Here is an 18,123-nt window from a genome sequence, read left to right on the forward strand (position 1 = left end):
TCCGGCTCACTCCTGCGCGGCGCACACCTCCAGCCGCCCCGGCGTCGCCGCGCACGCTTCCGCCGCCAGCGTCACCGCCAGCAAGCCGGGCACCGGCTCCGACACCGCCGGCGATGCCAGTTCGCGGCCGTTCCACGTCACGCGGTAGCGCGGCCCGGCCTTCATGCACACGAGCACCGAACGTGCCATCCGTCCCCCCTCTCCGGGGAACAGAATCTCGCCCTCGAAACGCGTGGCCCGCGCCGAAAACCGCGACGCCCTCACCCAGGCGTCGAAACCGACGCTCAATCGCCCCGGACAATAACAGGCCGCGTAAAAAATCATCACCGGCGTCGAAAGTCCGGAAAACTGGTGCCAGCCGCAGCCGCGTCCGGTCTCGATCAGGAAGTGCTCGAAACAGTGATACGACTCGTCCACCTCCGCGCGCCACGTTTCGAGCGCGCGCTGCGCAATGGCCAGCGCCAGGTCGGGGCGGGCGAGATCGAGCATCGTTTTCCAGAAAAACCACTGGTGCGGAAACCACACCGTGCCCGACCAGTAGCCGTCGCGCCGGTAATACGGCGCGGAGCGATCCACCGCCGACAGCCCGATCTCCGTCCACACCCGCGCCGGGTCGAACAACCGCTCCAGCAACCACCCGCGCCGCCCCGCATCGCCGACCGCTCCGGCCGTGCCCGCCACGAGCGGAAACAGCCCGTCGAGTCCCCGGTTGTAGTTTGCCCCGCTCGCCGGATGCCGGAGCGGCCCGGCGGGATTCCCGTCGGCATCATGGACGACATACGAATAATAACCCGCCTCCGCATCCCAGGCATGTCGCTCCAGCGCCTCGCCCAGCGCCGCGATGTCGGCCTCGTAACCGGCGACGTCCGCCGCCAGCGCCGCGTCGTCGTCGCCACCGCGGCCGGCGCCGCCGAGTTCGCGGGCGGCCAGCGCCAGCGTCTTCGCGCAGCGGATCGCCAGCGCCGTGGTAATGACCGGCGTCACGCGATCCGCCAGCTTCGCCTCGTGAACGTGTTTCTGCGGCGGGTAATCGTCCCAGCCGCCCGAGTTGTAAAAATAGTCCCAGCTCCGCAACAGACCCGAACGCAGGTTCCCCAATGTCGATCCCTCCGCGTGGCCCGCCAGAAAGCGGTAATACTGGCGCAGCGACGCGTAGTGTTTTTTCAGCGACGCCTTGCCCGCGGCTCCGCCCGCGCCGAGCCGGTTCCACACTTCGTGCGCCAGGTGGATTTGCATCGGCACCATGCTCCCGTGCTGGATGAACGCCGCGTGCGGATTGCCGGGCGCGGTCAGGTATTGTGCGAGGTTGTCCTCCGCCTGCGCGACGTCGATCTCGAGCAACCCGAGCCCGATAAAGCCCGAGTCCCAGGTGTAGAGACTGTTCCACCAGCGGCCCGGCGGACGGTGCCGCACCTGCTGGCGCTGCGTATAAACCGGAAACACGGCGTTGCTCAACGTGGTGGCGGCCATCCGGTTCTGGCTGAAAGCAAACGCCCGCCCCGCCGGATTGGCCGCAAACGCAAACGCCCGCCTCCGCGCCGCACGATGCGCCGACTCATGCCGCGCCGCGCGCGCGGCGGCATCGCCCTCGAAAAATAATGCGAACGTTTCCGCGAGGGTCTCCGGCGATCCCTGGCACACGAGCCCCCAGATCACCGTGCGGGATTTCGGAGCGAGCGTGACGGGGCGGATGAACACATTGGTGAAATGCCCCTCGCCATCGCCGCGCAGGGTTTCGTTGACGTGATCGTGCGCCTTGTAACGGACAAAACTGTCGAGCTCGCTGCTGAGGATCTGCCGCACCTCGAAATCCTCCGTGTCCCACGCGATGCCGTAATGGGCGGGCGCATCGGGATATTTCAGGATCAGCCGGGCGCCGGGATCGTCCGGAACGGCGGCATTCCTGCCGCTGCCGTGAACGCCACGGGGCTGTTTCGTGGTGCGCAAGGCGTCCGGAAATCCGGATACGTTGTCCGGAAAGGCAGCGGCAGGAATGCCGCCGCTCCGCAAAATCTCCGGCCGCGGCGACCATTCCTTTTCGGCCACGACAACCGGTCCCGATGCGGCCGGCGCCAGCGCCAGAAACGCGATCTCCGCCGCCCCGCCACCTTCCATGGCTTCGAATCGCAGCGCGTGCTCCCCGGGAGCGAGTTTTCCGAGCGTCATTTCGATGTTCCGGAAGTCGTCATCAGCGAATGCCAGCGTCCCCGCTCTCTCCTGCGCATCCGGCCCGGCGAACCCGGTGACGCGAAAACTCCCCTGCCCTCGCCCGCGAACGACGAGCCGCGCCTCGTCCATCGGCTCCGTCAGCGCAAACGTGTAACGGACCGTGTCGCCGGCATCGCGGCCGAAGCGTCCGCCGAGTCCGCTGCCGTCGAGAAAACCGTGGCCGCGCACTTCGCCGCGCAACAACCCGTCGGCCACGAGCCGGTCGCCGGGCGCGGACGCCGCAAAATCGAGCGTGTCGTAATCCAGCGGATGTTTTACGAGGAGTCCGCCGCCGTTGCTCCCGCCGCCACCGCCGCCACCGGCCGCCGTCACCTCGATCCGGCGCAGGGCTTCGGCGGAATAATTGGAGGCCGTCGGAAAATTCATCGACGCCATCGCATGCAGCGCGACCGGCACGCCGCGCGCTGTCGCATTGACGAACTCGCACCGCACCCGCAGCCCCTCGCTGCCGCCGGCCTCGCCGGCCAGCGGAAACCAGGCGATGTCGGCATACACCTTGTCTTTCCAGACCAGTTCGTGACGCGTGCTGAAATACTCGAATGCCGGCCCGCATTCCCACGGATGCCAGCCCGATTCCCAGGTCACGTTGGGCACGTCGATCCGCCGCCGGTAGAGAGCGGGAAACACGCTCAGGTCAAACCGCAGCCCGAGCCGCCGGTCGGCGATATGGGACGCGCCGGCATAACGCTTGGAATACGGCCCCCAGTCGGGGAGGGAAAGATCGTGGTTTTTCGGAGTAAACATGGCGCGAGGGCTGAGTTGTCGAAACCGCCCGGTTTCTGTCCGGTCCGGGTGGGCCCGGCAAGGAGAAGTGCGCCCGGAAGCGTCCGGAAACGTGCGATGAAACCGTCGCCGCTTGCGAATGGCCCCGCTTCGGACAAAAATTTCGACTTCGCCCGCGTCTGCGGGACGGCAAGACTCATCCGGGAACCTCCAGAAATTGAACAGAAGACAACAAAGAGAACGAAGAACAACCAAGGGCGCTCATCAGTCTTTTCTTCTCAAGGTGTTTATAATAAATGATTTTTAACTCAAAACCTGGTTCTTCGATGTTTTCAGGGGCGAGCATTCCGCTTCCCGCACTCGTGCCCCCCCTGACGAGACAGAAAAGATTACGCGGCGGCGCAGAGCAGCGGAGCTTTCAAACCTTTTTTACACGAAGGACACAAAGAGCGCGAAGAACCAAAAAACCGGAAAACCTTTTCCCGCTCCATCTTCGCGCCCTTTGCGAGCTTTGTGTAAAAATCCGCAATCCAGAGAGAGAAAAGGGGGAAAGGGGGTTGCCACTGAAAACGTCGAAGAACCCAAAATCTTCTTCGTTTCATCTTCGTTCTCTTTGTTTCCTTCTGTTCAAAAACGAATTTTCAGAATCTCCCATCCACCAAATGAAAGAACGCTCCGGCTCTTCGGCCTCGCCCGGCATCCCGCCTCACGCTTCCGCCCGTCATCCGGGTGTGATCCTGCCGGCAGTCGTGGCCAGCGCCGCGCTCGCGTTCTTCCCTCCCGTCATCACCGCGGCCACCCCTGCCACGGCTGCGGCCACCCCGGCTGCGACTCCGGCGGTAGCCGAGGCGCCGGTCGTCCTGCCGCCGCCGTTACCCACCATCTGGGAAACGCCGCTCCCGGCCGACGACACCAACAACGCCCCCGCTTCCGCCACCCAGGCGGAATGGGACGCCGCCGTGGAAGCGCTCGTTTCCACCTTCGAACAGGCCACCGGCCGCAAGCTCGTCCCCGGCGAGAAACGCAAGGCTGGCCTCAAGATCTACACCGAATCCGGCCCCGGCCTCTCCACGCCGTTGCCCCTGACCCGCGCCGTCATCCGCGCCCTGGAACGCCGCGGCTTCGCCTCCGGCGACATCTTTCTGGTCGGGCTCAACCCGATCCGCCTGCGCACCACCGGCTACCTGCCGCTTTCGGCCACCGACACCGCCCCGTTCGAGGGGCACCCGGTTTACGTCCTCGAATCGAAGCGGTTTTACGACCCGGTATGGTTTTACGACAGCCCCATCCCGTACCGTTTCGATCCCATCCTCTCCGGCCGCAACTACGCCTCGTACAATCCCTTTCCCGGCGAGGATATTTTCGGGCCGGGCAAACGCGACTCCGCCTTCGACGACGACCGCAAGAGCTTCCTCGCCACACCGCTCTTTCTCGACACCGATTTCTGGATCAACCTGCCCGTTTACAGCGACCACAACATCGTCGGCGTCAACGGCGCGCTCGCCAACGCCACGATCTGGAATGCCTCCAACACCACGCGTTTTTTCCGGTCGTCCTCGACGGCGCCCGCCGCCGTCGCCGAGATGGCCGCGATCCCCGAACTGCGCATCACCTGGGCCTTCACCCTCGCCAGCCTCGGTCGCTGGCAATATATCGGCGGCCCGTCGTTCAACTCGCTCTACACGGTCTCCGAACCGCGCCTCTGGCTGAGCGCCGATCCGGTGGCGATGGACAGCCTCATGCTGCAAAAAATCAACCGCGCCCGCGAGGCGCACGGCTTCAAGCCCGTGCCCGACGACGTACGCACGCTGGAATTTGCCGAAACGCTCGGCGTCGGCACCCGCCACCCGCCCGAGCCGGTGCTCGTTCCCGTGGGCAAACCATAACAACACCCGCGTCACGCCACCTTCCTTGATCCGGACGATTCGGGGTTGAATGTTCAGCATTCAGCATTCGATGTTCCCTCTTTCCCGCTGCCTTCCGCCATGCCTGCATCCGTCACAGCCGTTTCCGGCCCGCTCTCCTCTTCCGCCGTCACCCTCCTTCCGGACATCGCGTACCTCCCGCCCGACCGCGCCGAGAAACTCGACGCGTACCTCCCTCCCGCCGCGACCTTCCCCGGCCCCCATCCGGCGGTGCTTCTCATCCACGGCGGCGGCTGGCGCATCTGCGACAAGGCCGATGGCCGCGAACGCAACATCGCGCAAAGCCTCGCGGCCTGCGGCTACGCCGTCTTTTCGATCAATTACCTCCTCAACGTCGGCGAGCACGATCCTGCCACCGGCCAGTTGAAGCTCACCCGCCTCGCCTGGCCGCAAAACCTCATCGACTGCAAGAGCGCCCTTCGTTTCCTCCGCGCCAAAGCCGCCCGCTTCAACATCGACCCCGCCCGCATCGCCGCGATGGGCGGCTCGGCCGGCGCGCACCTCGCCATGCTCGTCGGTGCGATGGCCCGCAGCGGACACCCGGCCGCCGCAGCCCTCGCCAGCCGCGGCGACTACGCCGACCAGCCGGCGCACGTTTCCTGCATCATCAACCTTTACGGCGACGCCGACATTCGCGGCCGTCGCGTCTCGCCCTTCGCCGGAGCCACGCCGGAGGAAACCGCCGCCAACGAGGAGGCCGCCTCGCCCGTCACGTATTTCGATAAAAACACCCCGCCCATGCTCATCGCCCACGGCACGGCGGACACCATCATCCCGGTCGAACGTTCCCGCCTGCTCGCCCGCATTCTCGAAGAAAAGGGACTCGACTACTGGTATGTGGAAATTGCCGGGGCGCCTCATACCTTCGACCTCCAGCCCGCGCAGATGGACCTGCGCCCCGTGGTTCTCGCTTTTCTCGAAAAACACCTCGGGAAGCCGACTCCGCGCAGTCGCTGACACCTTTCAGCGACGTAAGAACGCCGTCAGTTCCGGGTCTCCACGATCTGACTACAACGTCACCCGGAGAGAAAGCGCGCCCCATGCGTTGCTGATGGAACGCGCTTTCAGTGCTCATGTTGTTTTCCGCTCATTTTCCTCCGCTGTGATTCGTCAGCGCGGCATCTCAAGGAAGTCAGACGGGGCGCCAATGGCGTCGGTGGCCATGCCGTCTTCCCACGCGCCGCGGTTGCGGCCACCGGGGAAATTCTTGACGCTGTCGGGCCAGCCTTGGCGGATGGGATAATCGCTGCCGGTATTTTTGCCGGGAGCGCCAGGGTGCAGGCGCAAGTCGCGTTTTTCGTCCGGAGTATTGATGTTGGCCGCACCGGTGCCCGGATGCACAAAGTGGCGTTCGAGTTGCGTGTCGGTGAGGGCGTCTTTTTCGGCGGCGTGAGTGTCGATGTTGTAAAGGTTGGCCTCCCAATGGTTGTCGCCGCCGTCATCGGTGCGCGAGGCTCCGCGAAAGACGATATTGGCCTTGGGCGAATGCGAGAAAAAGATGTTGTTGACGAAGTCGTAACCGTGCCAGCGGTCGGGATGGGGATCGGTGGTTTTTTCCCAGAGGTTGTAGGAGTTGGCGTAAAACGTGTTGTTATAGAATTTGATATTCTCGGCCTTGCCGGCCCAGTCGTGACCGCTCTTGATGCTGAAGCCGTTGTTCCTGGTTGCCGGGTTCATCCCGGTCTGAAGGCGCGTGGTTTCGACGACGTTGCGGTAAATGTAAATGGGGCCGGGGGTGTCGGTGGTGACGCTGATGCCGGTCCAGGCTCCGCGGATGTGGTTGTTGTAAAACTCGATGTTGGCGGACCAGGGGGATTCGAGTTCGATGCCGTCGTCGAGAATGTGGGCCAGGGTGTTATGGTGGATGCGGACTCGGTTTTTGCGGATGCCCATGCCGTCCCATTGGCCGAGGATGAGGCATTCGCGGATTTCGCTGTCCTCAAGATTCTCGAGCCGGAGGCCGACGCCTTGCCAGGGGCCTTCGAAATGGGCTCGGGTGTAGGTACCGATTTCGTCCGTGTATCCGCCATGCCATTCCCAGTTGTCGGGAATGCCGTTGAGGATGCGCACGCGGGCAATGAGGACGTGGGTGAGGGTGGCGTTGGATTTGGCGGCGCTGAAGGATTCCATGCCGCGCCAGCAGTTGCGGATGGTAATGTCCCGGACTTCGATGTGCGAAGCGGGTTTGCCGGTGTTGAGAAGGATGCCATAGGCGGCGCCGTTGCGGAGTTCGAGCGCGCGGATGCGGAGATGACTGTGATTGGCGAGGTCGATGACAGCGGGGGCGCGTCCGATACTGAGGGGCGTGCGGTTGGGATCCTTGTCACCGTCGAGTTTCAGGTAGATGTGCTGGTTGTCGCGAAAAATACCTTCGCCGCGTGGAGCGGCTTTGAGTCCCTGGAGGCTGGCATAGGTGGCAATGAGACGGTCGCAGCCGTGGTTGCCGGGGACGCCGGTAAGGGAAACCCAGGTGTTCACACCGGGCAGGGTAATGCCGGTGATGGGAAGCACGGCGCGATGGCAGGTCAGGTTGAGGGTATTGTCAGTGAAGGGTGTCCACCGTGGATTCGAAGGGGAGATTTGCTGAAATGCGGGGTCTGCTCCATCAATGATGGTGGCGGGACCGGATCCTTCGAGTGTAATTGAAGCGTCGATACTCCCTGATTTTCTAAATGTAATGTTTTCATGATACACGCCGGAAGCGAGACGGATGGTGTCTCCGGGGGCGGCGGCATCAAGCGCGGCCTGAATGGTGGCGTGGGTCTGTCGCGCACCGTCAGCGCGTTCGAGCGTGACGGCGGGAGCGGCAGACGCTGTCGATGCGGTCAGTGCCAGAGGTGCAAGGAGATGTCGGAGAATGTTGTTCATTGGATTTTAAGCAATTAGTGTTACGCGCCAGCGCTTGTTCGCAGGTTTCCAAACCTGCTGGCAGGGCGAAGCCCCGTTCCTTCATGGGGCAGGCTGGAAACCTGCGATACTTGTCGGGGCCTGTAACGCCAGTTAGTAATTGTAACGCCAGAACGATGTTTGGTTGGAGGCGCTGTACTCGTTCACCATTTCTGTCTTGGGAATGCGCCGCACGTGGCCGTCAACAAAGGCGACATTGATGGAATTGCCATGCGGATAGAGAGGCTGTGCGGCGGAGCTTTCCTTGATCTCGGAATTGCTGAGGCCGAGCCAGTAATTGCTGCTCGTCGTCGTGTTGATGGCTCCGTCCATAAAGAACGCGGTGCGTGACGGGGTGGTAAAGGTGGCGCCGGGCGGCGTGTGTTCGGCGACCTTGAAACCTTGTGCATCATCGCCATCGGCACTGTTGCCGGTGCCGCTGGAGGTGTGCCGGTTCATGGAGTAGGTGCGGTCAAATCGTCCTTCCGCCGCAGTGGGGTCTTGTGGAGGACGAAGCTTGAAGGACGAATCGCATCGCAGGACGGAAGGACCGCCGGGGGTCCAGTTGGCAGCTGTGTAGTGCATGGAAAGATACGGCAGGATGGAGCCGGGCGTCGTGGACAGGTAATGCCAGCGTTTGGCGTAGGGCATCCGTTTGTGATCCTCGGCGTAGAGGAGCGCGGCCGTCGCGAGTTGTTTGAGGTTGCTGGTGCACTTGGCAGCGGCCGCGGTTTCGCGGACTTTGCTGACTGTGGGTATGATGATGGCGGCGAGGATGCCGATAATTACAATGACGGTCAGCAGTTCAATGAGAGTGAAGCCGGAGACACGGATGTGTGTGTTTTTTGAGTTCATGGGGAGGGGAAGACGAAGATGGTGTGAGAAAGAAAGGTTGAGGCAATGTCAGAGCAAGCGATCTTTTGTAGTTGTTTTTCAACGACGGCGTAATGTCCTATTGAGCATCAACACCGCGAGGGCCACAAATCCCGCACCCAGGGCAACGGAGCGGGGCTCGGGAATCGGGGCGACATCTGCCCACGTGGTGCCGATCACAAGGTCATCCACAAAATACCGATCGGTCGCTTCGTTGCTGACACCACGGAAGCCGACCGCGCTGATTGAAGCAAGACCGCTGGCTGAAGAGATGGCGCCAATGGGAGTGTCGCTCGATGAGGTCGGATTTATCCAAAGGGTGGCAGTATTAAAAACACTCAAACCCACGCCTTTGGAATAGCGAACAACAATATGGTAGCTTGTCCCATCGATTACACTGGAGCCAGCGATGGTGTTAGTGCCACCGGTAGTCGGGCGGGCGAAAAGGGCACCGCTTGACATACCGACGTTGAGACGCGAACCACTGTGGGTATCTGTGCCGCCACCGGTGCTCGACGCCTGATCGAGCCAAAGGGCAAAGAAATCGTTACCCTCGTGTCCGGTCGCCGTGATCGTGAAGCTGACGTAGAGTTCGTCTCCACTTTGCGCATCGAATGTGCGATAGGCGATTTCGTTGCCGTTGGGTGCGGTGCTGCCGACGCCAAACCGGGCGGAGCCGTCGGCGACCGAAGCGGCTGAGCTGGCTGTCCATGCCGCAGTCCAGCCGGTGCCGCCGGATGCGCCGTTGAGGGCGGAATTGGCAGTGTAGGAAAAGCTGTCGGTGGCGACAATCGTGGCACCGGCATGCGTAACCAAAAGGGGCAGGAGTGCGGCAAGGCTGGTGGCAAGGAATGTGTGACGTGGCGAACGATGTGTGTTGGGTGTTTTCATGGAGGAGTGATGTGGTCTGGCGAATGAGTCGCCATCTGAATTGCGAGAATGAGTCTAGTGGAATGAGTGCCCGGCGTCATCAGCCAAAAGTTGCATGCCTCGACTCTGGTTGATATTTTCCTGTGCCTGCCGAGAAAAACGAATAGGGATCGGAACATGGGCCGGTATATTCACGTCGCCGAACATTTGCTGCCTCCGCTGTGTTTTCTGGATGAGCGCATGTTTCACCTGCGCTCGGGAAGGTCGCTCTACACCGTGCCGGGGGATCCGATGGTGCTCTTGTTTCTCGACGCGAATCATGACGTCGTGCTGCCTGGCCCAGCCGAATTTCCCGAGCGGATCACGCGCGCTCCGTTGCATGTGGCAACCGGCGACATTTGCGTGTTCCCGGCCAACTTGCCACGCGTTTACCGTCGGCATTCGCCTCCAGAAAACACTTCGCTGCGCACAGCGAAAAACACAGGCGACAGTGGGAGCCGCATCCATGTTTTGCGCGTGTTGTTCCGATTCCCAAACTACGCCGCCGACGCCTCCGCCCCCCCTGCTGGCAACGCAACGCCGTTGTCCGACACGACCAAAGCGATGCAGTTCGTGCGCGACTTTGTGAGCGAATTTCGCCACCTGCCCGGAGGCATCACGCCTGCGGTGCACGAACGCATCACGATCTTTCGCCAGGAGGTGGAAACGGGCGCGCCCGGATACCATTTGCGGATGAGCGCCCTCTGGCTCGAATTTGTCGTCGAGTGCGCCCGCGCCATGGCCTCCGCCGGGAAGTCCCGGACGATGACGCCCCAAACGCCTGCGGGCGAAAAACACACCAACCGCGCTGATGTCCTCGTGCAGCGAACCAAACAATTCCTGGTCGAAAACCACGCCAGTCCCCTGACCCTCGATGAAATCGCCTGGCAGGCAAAACTCAGCCGCGAACACGTGGCGCGCACCTTTCGCCAGCAAACCGGGCAGACCGTTTTCGATTACCTCGCACGAGTGCGCATCGAGGCGGCGCAGCAACTCCTGACCGACTCGGCCCTGCCGGTCACGGAGATTGCGCATCGCACCGGTTTTTCATCTCCGACACTGTTTGGGCGGGTTTTCAAACGGCTGATCGGCCAGACCCCGCAAGCCTACCGGCAGGAAGTGCTCTCCCAGGTGCGCTTCCGTCCGAGCATCCTTTTGTAGTTTATTCACTGATACCTTTAAGTCTATCCCTTCTTTACGCCTTTCCCTCTTTCATCTTTTCCTTCTTACATTCCCCCCTTCATCCCGCCATGGGCCGCATCCTCCACTCCATCGACCGCCTTCCTCCTCCCCTGCTCCTCGCCGAAGAACGCCTCACCGTCATCCCTCGCGGCGAACGTCTTGTCGTGCCCAACCGCCACATTATCCCCGATCGCTGCGCCAAGATTCTCTACTTCCTTCAGGCCGATTTCGAAATGGCCATTGTCGGTCGCCCCGCGCTGCGTATCCGCGCCGGCGACATCCTTTTCGTGCCCCTGCGCGTCATGCAGACTTACCGCGCCGTCCGGAACGCCGAAAGCCTCAGCCACACGCTCCGCCTCCTTGTCTCCCCCGCCTCCGCGGCGGACATCGATCCCGCCCTCGCCGACGCCCTCCGCGACATCCGTCACTTGCCGCGCGGCATGACGCCCCGTTTCCACGAACTCATCAACCAGCTTCGCACCGAAATCGAAAACCGCCGTCCCGGGCACCGCCTCATGGTTGGCGGCCTCGCCCTGGAACTTCTGGCCGAGACGCTCCGCCGTATCCATTCTTTTACGACCAAGGAAACGGCCTCCGCTCCCTCCGGCTCTCCCCCCTCCGATGCCGCCGCCGCAACCGACACCCACATCCGCCGCGCCAAGGAGTTCATTCTCGAAAACTACGAAAAACCGCTGACCCTGGCCGACATCGCCTGGAGCGCCCGCCTCAGCCGCGAACACCTCGCCCGCCTCTTCAACGAAACCACCGGACAGACCGTGTTCGACTACCTCACCCGGATCCGCATCGAAGCCGCCAAGAGTCACCTCTGCGACAGCGTCCTTCTCGTCAACCAGATCGCCACCCTCTCCGGATTCACCTCCGACGCCCTTTTTTGCCGCACCTTCAAAAAACACACCGGCCTCACCCCCATGGCCTGGCGCCGCCGCATTCTCAAAAACTCCGGCTTCGAACCCGCCCTCCGCTACCAACCTGCCATCATCACCGAAGCCACCCCGGAAGAAGAAGATACCAGTAACGAGGACCCCCGGGTCACTGCCCTCGCCCGCAAGGTCAAATTCCGCCTCGTTCCCCCAAAAACGCCGTCTCCCCAACCCTGAACCCCGAACCGGGGGGCAACCATCATATCAACCACAATCAATCCTTCTAACTCCTGGCTAATGACATTCGCGCCAACACCCGATAGAGTCGGACCATGTTCCCCCCGATCGTCCGAAGCAGCTTTTACCTCCTCCTTGCCGCCGCGCTGATCCCGGCCTCCGTCACCACCGCGCCTGCCGCGACGCCTGCGGATGATCTCCCTTTTGCCAACGGTTTCCCCTTTCACATCCCTCCCACCGGCACCGTCGCCGGCACGGCGCCCGCCGCCCTCGCCATCCCCGCTCGTCCCGCCGGAGCCGACGGTCGGGTCATCGTCCGCGGCGACCAGTTCCTCCTTGCCGATACCGGGACCCCCATCCGTTTCTGGGGCGTCAACCTCTGCTTCTCCGGCGCTTTCCCCGACCACGCCACCGCCGACCGCATCGCCGCCCGTCTCGCCAGTCTCGGCGTCAACATCGTCCGCTTCCACCACATCGACCAGCGCCGCTTTCCCGGCGGCCTGTGGCATCGCGATTCCCCCGGCGCCACCAACAACCCCCGCGAGGACAACATCGCGCACCGCACGCTCGACCCCGAAGCGCTCGACCGCCTCGACTACCTCGTCGCCCGACTCAAGGAACACGGCATCTACACCAACCTCAACCTGAAGGTCTCCCGGATCTTCAGCACCTTCGACGATCCCGCGTTCCCGGCCCCCGCGCCTGGCGAAATCCTTCCGAAGAAAGGCAAAGGCTTCGACCAGTTTTACACGCCCGCCATCGAAGCGCAGAAAGCCTACGCCCGCCTCCTCCTCACCCGTCGCAATGCCTGGACCGGCCTGACCTGGGCCGAAGACCCCGCCGTCGCCCAGGTCGAGATCAACAACGAAAACGGCATCCTCTGGGCCTGGAACTACAACCTGCTCGATCGCCTGCCCGCCCCCTACCTCGCCGAGCTCGCCGCGCGCTGGAACACCTGGCTGCGCGCCCGTTACACGGACACCGCGGCTCTCCGGACAGCCTGGGATCCGGCGAGTGGCGCGGGCGTCTCGCCCGCATCCGACGTGGCACGGGCATCCCTGCCCGTGAGCGTTGCCTCCCGGCCCACCTCCGCCGCCGGTAACGCAAACGCCGCCGCCGCGGACGCCGACCTCCTCGCCGGGATCAGCCCGGCTCTTTTCACCGCGAAGAAAGCCCGGGCCACGCTTGCGCCCCTGCCCGCGCCCGACACCGGCGATGCCGACGCCGCCGAATCCGCCGGCCTGCGCCTGGCCGTCAACAACGTCCCCGGCGACGCAACCTGGAACGTCCGTTGCAGTTACTCCCTCACGCTTCCCGCGCTTTCCTCCGGTGCGCCCTGGACCGTCACCCTTCGCCTTCGCGCCAACAAACCCGAAAAAATCCGTCTGCGCCTCCGTTCCCCCGAGCAAAACAAGGATATCGCCCCGCCCCGCACGCTCAATCTCGCCACCACCTGGAAGACCCACACCGTCACTTTTGCCATCCCCGAGCATGCCGCTCCCCTCGCCGCGCAACTGACGCTCGAAGCCGGCCTCCCCGGCCTCGTTCTCGACATCGCCTCCGCCAGCCTCCGCTCCCACACCCGTTCGGGGCTCCCGCGCGGCGAGGGACTTGCCTCCGACGAGCGCCCCGTCACCTGGATTCCGCGCCGCGACCTCTCCGGGCGAACCGATGCCGTCGTCCGCGATGTCATGCACTTCCTGCGCGACACCGAGATCGCCTACTGGCGTGAAATGCACGCGTTCCTTCGTGATGAACTCCGCGTCGCCGCTCCCATCACGACCACGGCCGTCGGTTACACCACGTCGCAGATCGCCGCCGAAACCGCTGACTTCATCGACACCCATCGCTACTGGGGCGCGCCTCGCTTTCCCGGTTTCAACCGCAGCAAACCCTGGACCGTCGAACAAAAAGCCATGGTCGCCCGTCCCGGCGAATCCGCCATCGAACGCATGGCCGCCCGCCGCGTCTTCGGCCTCCCTTTCACCGTCACCGAATACAACCACCCGCCCTCCAGCGATCACCACGCCGAAGGCTTCCCCCTCCTCGCCCTCTGGGGCGCTGCGCAGGATTGGAACGGCCTCTTCGAATTCGCCTACTCCCACAGCGACGCCTGGGAAAGCGACACCATGACCGGCTTCTTCGACACCGCTCCCAACCCTGTTCACACCGTCGCCGCTCTCGCCGCCTCCGACCTCTTCCGCAACCGCCGCCTCGCCCCCCTCGCTCCCGCGAAATCCGGATACGTGCCCCTCGATCGCCAGCTCGAACGGCAAAACAACGACACCTTCCCTCGCCTCATCGAGGCCGACGCCGTTTTCGGCGGACTCCCGCCCGACGCCTGGCTCGCCAATCGTGTCGGCCTCGTTCGCCGCGCCGATGAACAGCCGGAAACGCTCCCGCCGCCGCCGGCCAGCCAGCAACTCGCCTGGACCGCCACCGATCCCGCCACCGCCCACGTCCGCTACACAGGCGAGGGCGTCGCCGGCCTCGTCGGCTTCGTTTCCGGCCAGACCCTCGATCTCGGCTGGCTCCGTATCACCCCCGGAGATACATCGCTCGGCGGTTTTTCCGTCGTCATGCTCAACTCCGTGGACGGTCAGCCCCTCGGCGCATCCGGCCGCTATCTGCTCACCACGGCGGTGCGCGCCGCCAACCGCGGCATGGGCTGGAACGCCGACCGCACCGGCTTCGACAAAAAATGGGGATCCGGCCCCGCCCAGGCCGAATCCGCTCCGGTCACGCTCGACTTCGCCTCCGCCTCCGGCGTCCGTGTGTATCCGCTGAATCCCGACGGAACACGCCGCCCGGAACTCCCGCCCGCCTCCACCCCGGGCCGCTTCGAAGCCACACCCGCCAGCAAAACCCTCTGGTTTGAAATCACATTCCCGTAACCAAAAATAAACTACACACCAACCGTCATCCAACAAACACCATGAAACGCACCATCCTGTTAACCCTCGCCGCGCTTCTCGCGGTCCCCCTCGGCGCCAGCGCCCAGACTGTCGTCCATGATCCACTGCTCCCCTCTGCCGACACCCACGTGCGTGGGACAAATTCCGTTAGCTCAAATTACGGAAGCGCCAACTATATTTCCGTCCGGGCAACCACTAGCAGTAACAAGCGCTACGCATATCTGCAATTCGACGTATCCTCCATCACCGACCCGATCACCGACGTCACGCTCACCCTGACGCTTTCCGAAGACATCGCATCTGCTCGCACGGCTTCCACCCTCCAGCTCTATGGCCTCACCTTTGCGAACGATACCGAAGCCTTGGCCCTCGGGCTGGAAACCTCCCTTAACTACAACAATGCTCCCGCTCCCTGGGGCTCTGGCTCCTCTTCCGCCAGCGCCACCGATCTGCTCAGCACTGTTGCGCTTCCTGTGGCGGGGGGAACAGGATCATCCGCAGGCACAACCTTCACCTTTGGCAGCAGTTCCGCCCTGATTTCCTTCCTTGAAGCCGCCCGCCTCAATCCCGATCTCAGCATCGTGACACTCGTCCTCACGGAAAGCACCGGTCAAACCACTAACGGAGAAATATTCTTCGCTTCAAAAGAAAATACCACCTACGCCGGCCCGACCCTCACGATCACCACCACCGCCATCCCCGAACCTGCCACCGTAGCCGCCTTGGCTGGCATTGCCGTTCTCGTCCGCGCCGCCGCGTTCCGCCGCAGACGGAGCTGATTTCAATTACGAATCATTAACCACAGAGACACAAAGACACAGAGCCCAAACCACAGAGGGGAAATGACGGAAAGTAGCGTTTGTATCTCATGACTGCACTCGGTGTTTTCTCTGTGTCTTTGTGTCTCTGTGGTTAAAAATCTGTTTCCAGTAGTTCCCATTCGTCATCCCCCTGGTGAAACCCGCCCGCATCCTTCTCGCCCTCCTTGCCATTCTCGCGGTCGCTGCCCGCGCGGATGTCACGCTCGCGCCCATCTTCACCGACTCCGCCGTGCTCCAGCGCGCCCAGCCGGTTGCCGTCTGGGGCACTGCCGATGCCGGGGAGAAAGTCACGGTGACGTTCGCCGGTCATTCCGCGACCACTACCGCCGGCGCCGACGGCAAGTGGCTCGTCCACCTGCCCGCCCTGCCCGCTTCCTCCGAATCGCGCCAGCTCGTCGTTCAGGGCAAAAACAGCATCACGCTCAATGACGTCGTGGTCGGCGAGGTCTGGCTCGCCTCCGGCCAGTCCAACATGGAATGGATCGTCCGGAACACGGATACCGGAAAATTCGAGACCACTTTTGCCGACAATCCGCTCGTCCGCCATTACAAGACCACCAAAAAAGTCTCCGCCGTCCCGCTTCGCACCGCCAAAGGCGCGTGGGAACGCACCACGTCCGAAACCGTGGGCGGCTTCACCGCCATCGGCTACCACTTCGCCGCCGAACTCAACCGCGCCCTCGGCGTGCCCGTCGGGATCATCAACAGCAGTTGGGGCGCCACGCCCGTCGAGGCATGGATGGACGCCGAAAGCGCCGACGCCGGCAACGGCCCCGCCTTTGCCGAAATCCATGCCCGCTGGAAACAAACCCTCGCCGATTACCCGGCCGCCAGGGAGCGTTACGACGCCGACCTGAAAACATGGGAAGCCAAACGCGACGCCGCCAAGGCCGCCGGAAAAACCTTCACGCTTCGACGCCCCGATTCACCTCCACGCGCCGGTCACCGCAAACAACCCTGCGGCCTCTTCAACGGCATGATCGCCCCGCACATCCCCTATGCCCTGCGCGGCTTCATCTGGTATCAGGGCGAAGGAAACGTCCGGCGCCACTTCGAATACCGCGAATTCCAGACGGCCCTCATCACCGGCTGGCGCAAGCAGTTCGCCCAAGGCGACCTCCCTTTCTACTGGGTGCAGCTCTCCAGCTACAAAAGCGAGGACGCGCAAGGGACCGACTATGCCTTCCTCCGCGAGGCCCAGACGCAGTGTCTTGCGTTGCCCGATACCGGCCAAGCCGTCACCATCGACATCGGCAACGCCAACAACATCCATCCCCGCAACAAGCGCGAAGCCGCCCGCCGCCTCGCCCTCGTCGCCCTCAGGCACACCTACGGCCAAACCGGCCTCGTTGACCACGGCCCCGCCTTCGCCTCCGCCGTGCGTGAAGGCGCCGCGATGCGCGTCCACTTCCAACCCGCCGACATGGATCAGCAAAGCACTCTGGACAGCCCGCGCGCCCCGGCGCCTTCCGGCTTCGAACTCGCCGGAGCCGACAAGGTATTTTATCCCGCCGAGGCCCGGATCGACGGCCGGACCGTTGTCGTGACCTCCGACCGCGTCCCCGTTCCCCTGGCCGTTCGCTATGCCTGGCGCAACGCGCCCTCCGCCGGACTCTTCAATCCCGACGGTCTCCCCGCCTGCCCCTTCCGCAGCGACGACTGGCGACAGGAAACTCCTGAAAATCTGACCGCGAATGGACGCGTACCGAGCGAAGCGACATTCTGACATAGACGCGAATTTCACGAAGCCTTTTTAGTCAATAAATTATCCGGATTTTCCGGAATCTCCCAAAAACAAACCACCACACCGAACCCGCTCACTATGAACACGCATATCTCTGCCCCCCACCGCGCTTTCACGCTCATCGAACTGCTCACCGTGATCGCCATCATCGGCATCCTTGCCGCGATCATCATTCCCACCGTTGGCAAAGTCCGCGAGAGTGCCCGCTCCGCGCAATGCATGAGCAACCTCCGCTCGCTCCAACAAGCCGCAAGCATGTCCATCACCGACCGCAAAGGTAAAATGTTCGACCGCGAAAAATGGAAAGTCTCCGGGCAAAATGTAAGCATCATCGCCTACCTCTCCCTGCCCAAGCTGGACGAGAACAATTGGCCCGCGAACGCCCCCTCCCCCCTCCGTTGCGATTCCGCCTACCGCCTCAACAAATCCAGAAGCGGCTACACCCGCACTTACAGCATCAGCAACTACGCCTGTGCCACTTACCAAAAAGACAGCAAGGACACGCCGCTCTCAGGAACTGCCCAAACCATCGACGACATCGCCAGCCCATCGCAAATGGCCTTTTTTATGGACGGCAACCCGGGAAGCGGGACCGACGATTTCGATTACTTGCCTTACATCCGCGACAACAGTTTCCGAGACAGTTCCTCCGACCCGAAGTCCAACTACCCTCACAAGGACGGCATCAACATCGTCTTTGTTGACGGTCACATCCGCCACTTTACCCGTGCCGTCCTGACCTCCTCCGATTACGCCAAGAGTGGAGCGCCGCTTTGGGGAGGCTCGCTGAAGTAATCA

General features: G+C 63.0%; 12 protein-coding genes. 8 read left to right on the forward strand and 4 right to left on the reverse strand.

Translation table 11 applies throughout. From position 1 onward, the window contains the following. Positions 1-6: 6 nt before the first annotated feature. Positions 7-2,973 carry a hypothetical protein gene (locus OPIT5_27850; GenBank protein AHF93444.1) on the reverse strand — a complete coding sequence of 989 codons (2,967 nt, stop codon included), beginning with the start codon at positions 2,971-2,973 and terminating at the stop codon, positions 7-9. Positions 2,974-3,614: 641 nt separating this feature from the next. On the opposite strand from OPIT5_27850, the gene OPIT5_27855 reads away from it, so the two are divergent. Continuing rightward, positions 3,615-4,838: a hypothetical protein gene (locus tag OPIT5_27855; GenBank protein AHF93445.1), complete on the forward strand. Its 1,224-nt coding sequence runs from the start codon at positions 3,615-3,617 to the stop codon at positions 4,836-4,838. A 99-nt stretch (positions 4,839-4,937) separates the two neighbouring features. Continuing rightward, positions 4,938-5,834, forward strand: a complete 897-nt coding sequence (locus OPIT5_27860; protein AHF93446.1) for a lipase — start codon at positions 4,938-4,940, stop codon at positions 5,832-5,834. Positions 5,835-5,987: 153 nt separating this feature from the next. On the opposite strand, the gene OPIT5_27865 is transcribed toward OPIT5_27860, so the two are convergent. The 3 genes from OPIT5_27865 to OPIT5_27875 form a co-directional block, all read right to left on the reverse strand. Continuing rightward, entirely contained in the window at positions 5,988-7,745 is a 1,758-nt protein-coding gene (locus tag OPIT5_27865) for a hypothetical protein (GenBank protein ID AHF93447.1), read from the reverse strand. A gap of 132 nt (positions 7,746-7,877) precedes the next feature. After that, positions 7,878-8,618: a hypothetical protein gene (locus OPIT5_27870; GenBank protein ID AHF93448.1), complete on the reverse strand. Its 741-nt coding sequence runs from the start codon at positions 8,616-8,618 to the stop codon at positions 7,878-7,880. A gap of 78 nt (positions 8,619-8,696) precedes the next feature. Further along, positions 8,697-9,527: a hypothetical protein gene (locus OPIT5_27875; protein ID AHF93449.1), complete on the reverse strand. Its 831-nt coding sequence runs from the start codon at positions 9,525-9,527 to the stop codon at positions 8,697-8,699. A 156-nt stretch (positions 9,528-9,683) separates the two neighbouring features. Here OPIT5_27875 and OPIT5_27880 point away from each other — a divergent pair, with 156 nt between their 5' ends. From OPIT5_27880 to OPIT5_27905, 6 genes are all read left to right on the forward strand, one after another. Beyond that, positions 9,684-10,706, forward strand: a complete 1,023-nt coding sequence (locus tag OPIT5_27880) for an AraC family transcriptional regulator (GenBank protein AHF93450.1) — start codon at positions 9,684-9,686, stop codon at positions 10,704-10,706. A gap of 89 nt (positions 10,707-10,795) precedes the next feature. Next, a complete protein-coding gene (locus OPIT5_27885; GenBank protein ID AHF93451.1) occupies positions 10,796-11,845 on the forward strand; it encodes an AraC family transcriptional regulator in 1,050 nt (349 codons plus the stop codon). Positions 11,846-11,940: 95 nt separating this feature from the next. After that, on the forward strand, positions 11,941-14,739 hold the full coding sequence (locus OPIT5_27890; GenBank protein ID AHF93452.1) for a beta-galactosidase: 2,799 nt from the start codon (positions 11,941-11,943) through the stop codon (positions 14,737-14,739). A gap of 41 nt (positions 14,740-14,780) precedes the next feature. Further along, on the forward strand, positions 14,781-15,539 hold the full coding sequence (locus tag OPIT5_27895) for a hypothetical protein (protein AHF94834.1): 759 nt from the start codon (positions 14,781-14,783) through the stop codon (positions 15,537-15,539). A 175-nt stretch (positions 15,540-15,714) separates the two neighbouring features. Next, complete coding sequence (locus OPIT5_27900) at positions 15,715-17,307, forward strand: 9-O-acetylesterase (GenBank protein AHF93453.1); 1,593 nt, start codon at positions 15,715-15,717, stop codon at positions 17,305-17,307. A 96-nt stretch (positions 17,308-17,403) separates the two neighbouring features. Beyond that, on the forward strand, positions 17,404-18,120 hold the full coding sequence (locus OPIT5_27905) for an N-terminal cleavage protein (protein AHF93454.1): 717 nt from the start codon (positions 17,404-17,406) through the stop codon (positions 18,118-18,120). Positions 18,121-18,123: the final 3 nt, after the last annotated feature.

It is taken from the genome of Opitutaceae bacterium TAV5, assembly GCA_000242935.3.
GTDB lineage: Bacteria > Verrucomicrobiota > Verrucomicrobiia > Opitutales > Opitutaceae > Geminisphaera.

What these genes read in the sequence shown, in the direction of transcription:
- OPIT5_27885 (AHF93451.1), top strand. Translation starts at nt 10,796, where the DNA reads ATGGGCCGCATCCTCCACTCCATCGACCGCCTTCCTCCTCCCCTGCTC.
- OPIT5_27855 (AHF93445.1), top strand. Translation starts at nt 3,615, where the DNA reads ATGAAAGAACGCTCCGGCTCTTCGGCCTCGCCCGGCATCCCGCCTCAC.
- OPIT5_27870 (AHF93448.1), bottom strand. Translation starts at nt 8,618, where the DNA reads ATGAACTCAAAAAACACACACATCCGTGTCTCCGGCTTCACTCTCATT.
- OPIT5_27905 (AHF93454.1), top strand. Translation starts at nt 17,404, where the DNA reads ATGAACACGCATATCTCTGCCCCCCACCGCGCTTTCACGCTCATCGAA.
- OPIT5_27880 (AHF93450.1), top strand. Translation starts at nt 9,684, where the DNA reads ATGGGCCGGTATATTCACGTCGCCGAACATTTGCTGCCTCCGCTGTGT.
- OPIT5_27875 (AHF93449.1), bottom strand. Translation starts at nt 9,527, where the DNA reads ATGAAAACACCCAACACACATCGTTCGCCACGTCACACATTCCTTGCC.
- OPIT5_27860 (AHF93446.1), top strand. Translation starts at nt 4,938, where the DNA reads ATGCCTGCATCCGTCACAGCCGTTTCCGGCCCGCTCTCCTCTTCCGCC.
- OPIT5_27895 (AHF94834.1), top strand. Translation starts at nt 14,781, where the DNA reads ATGAAACGCACCATCCTGTTAACCCTCGCCGCGCTTCTCGCGGTCCCC.
- OPIT5_27865 (AHF93447.1), bottom strand. Translation starts at nt 7,745, where the DNA reads ATGAACAACATTCTCCGACATCTCCTTGCACCTCTGGCACTGACCGCA.
- OPIT5_27890 (AHF93452.1), top strand. Translation starts at nt 11,941, where the DNA reads ATGTTCCCCCCGATCGTCCGAAGCAGCTTTTACCTCCTCCTTGCCGCC.
- OPIT5_27850 (AHF93444.1), bottom strand. Translation starts at nt 2,973, where the DNA reads ATGTTTACTCCGAAAAACCACGATCTTTCCCTCCCCGACTGGGGGCCG.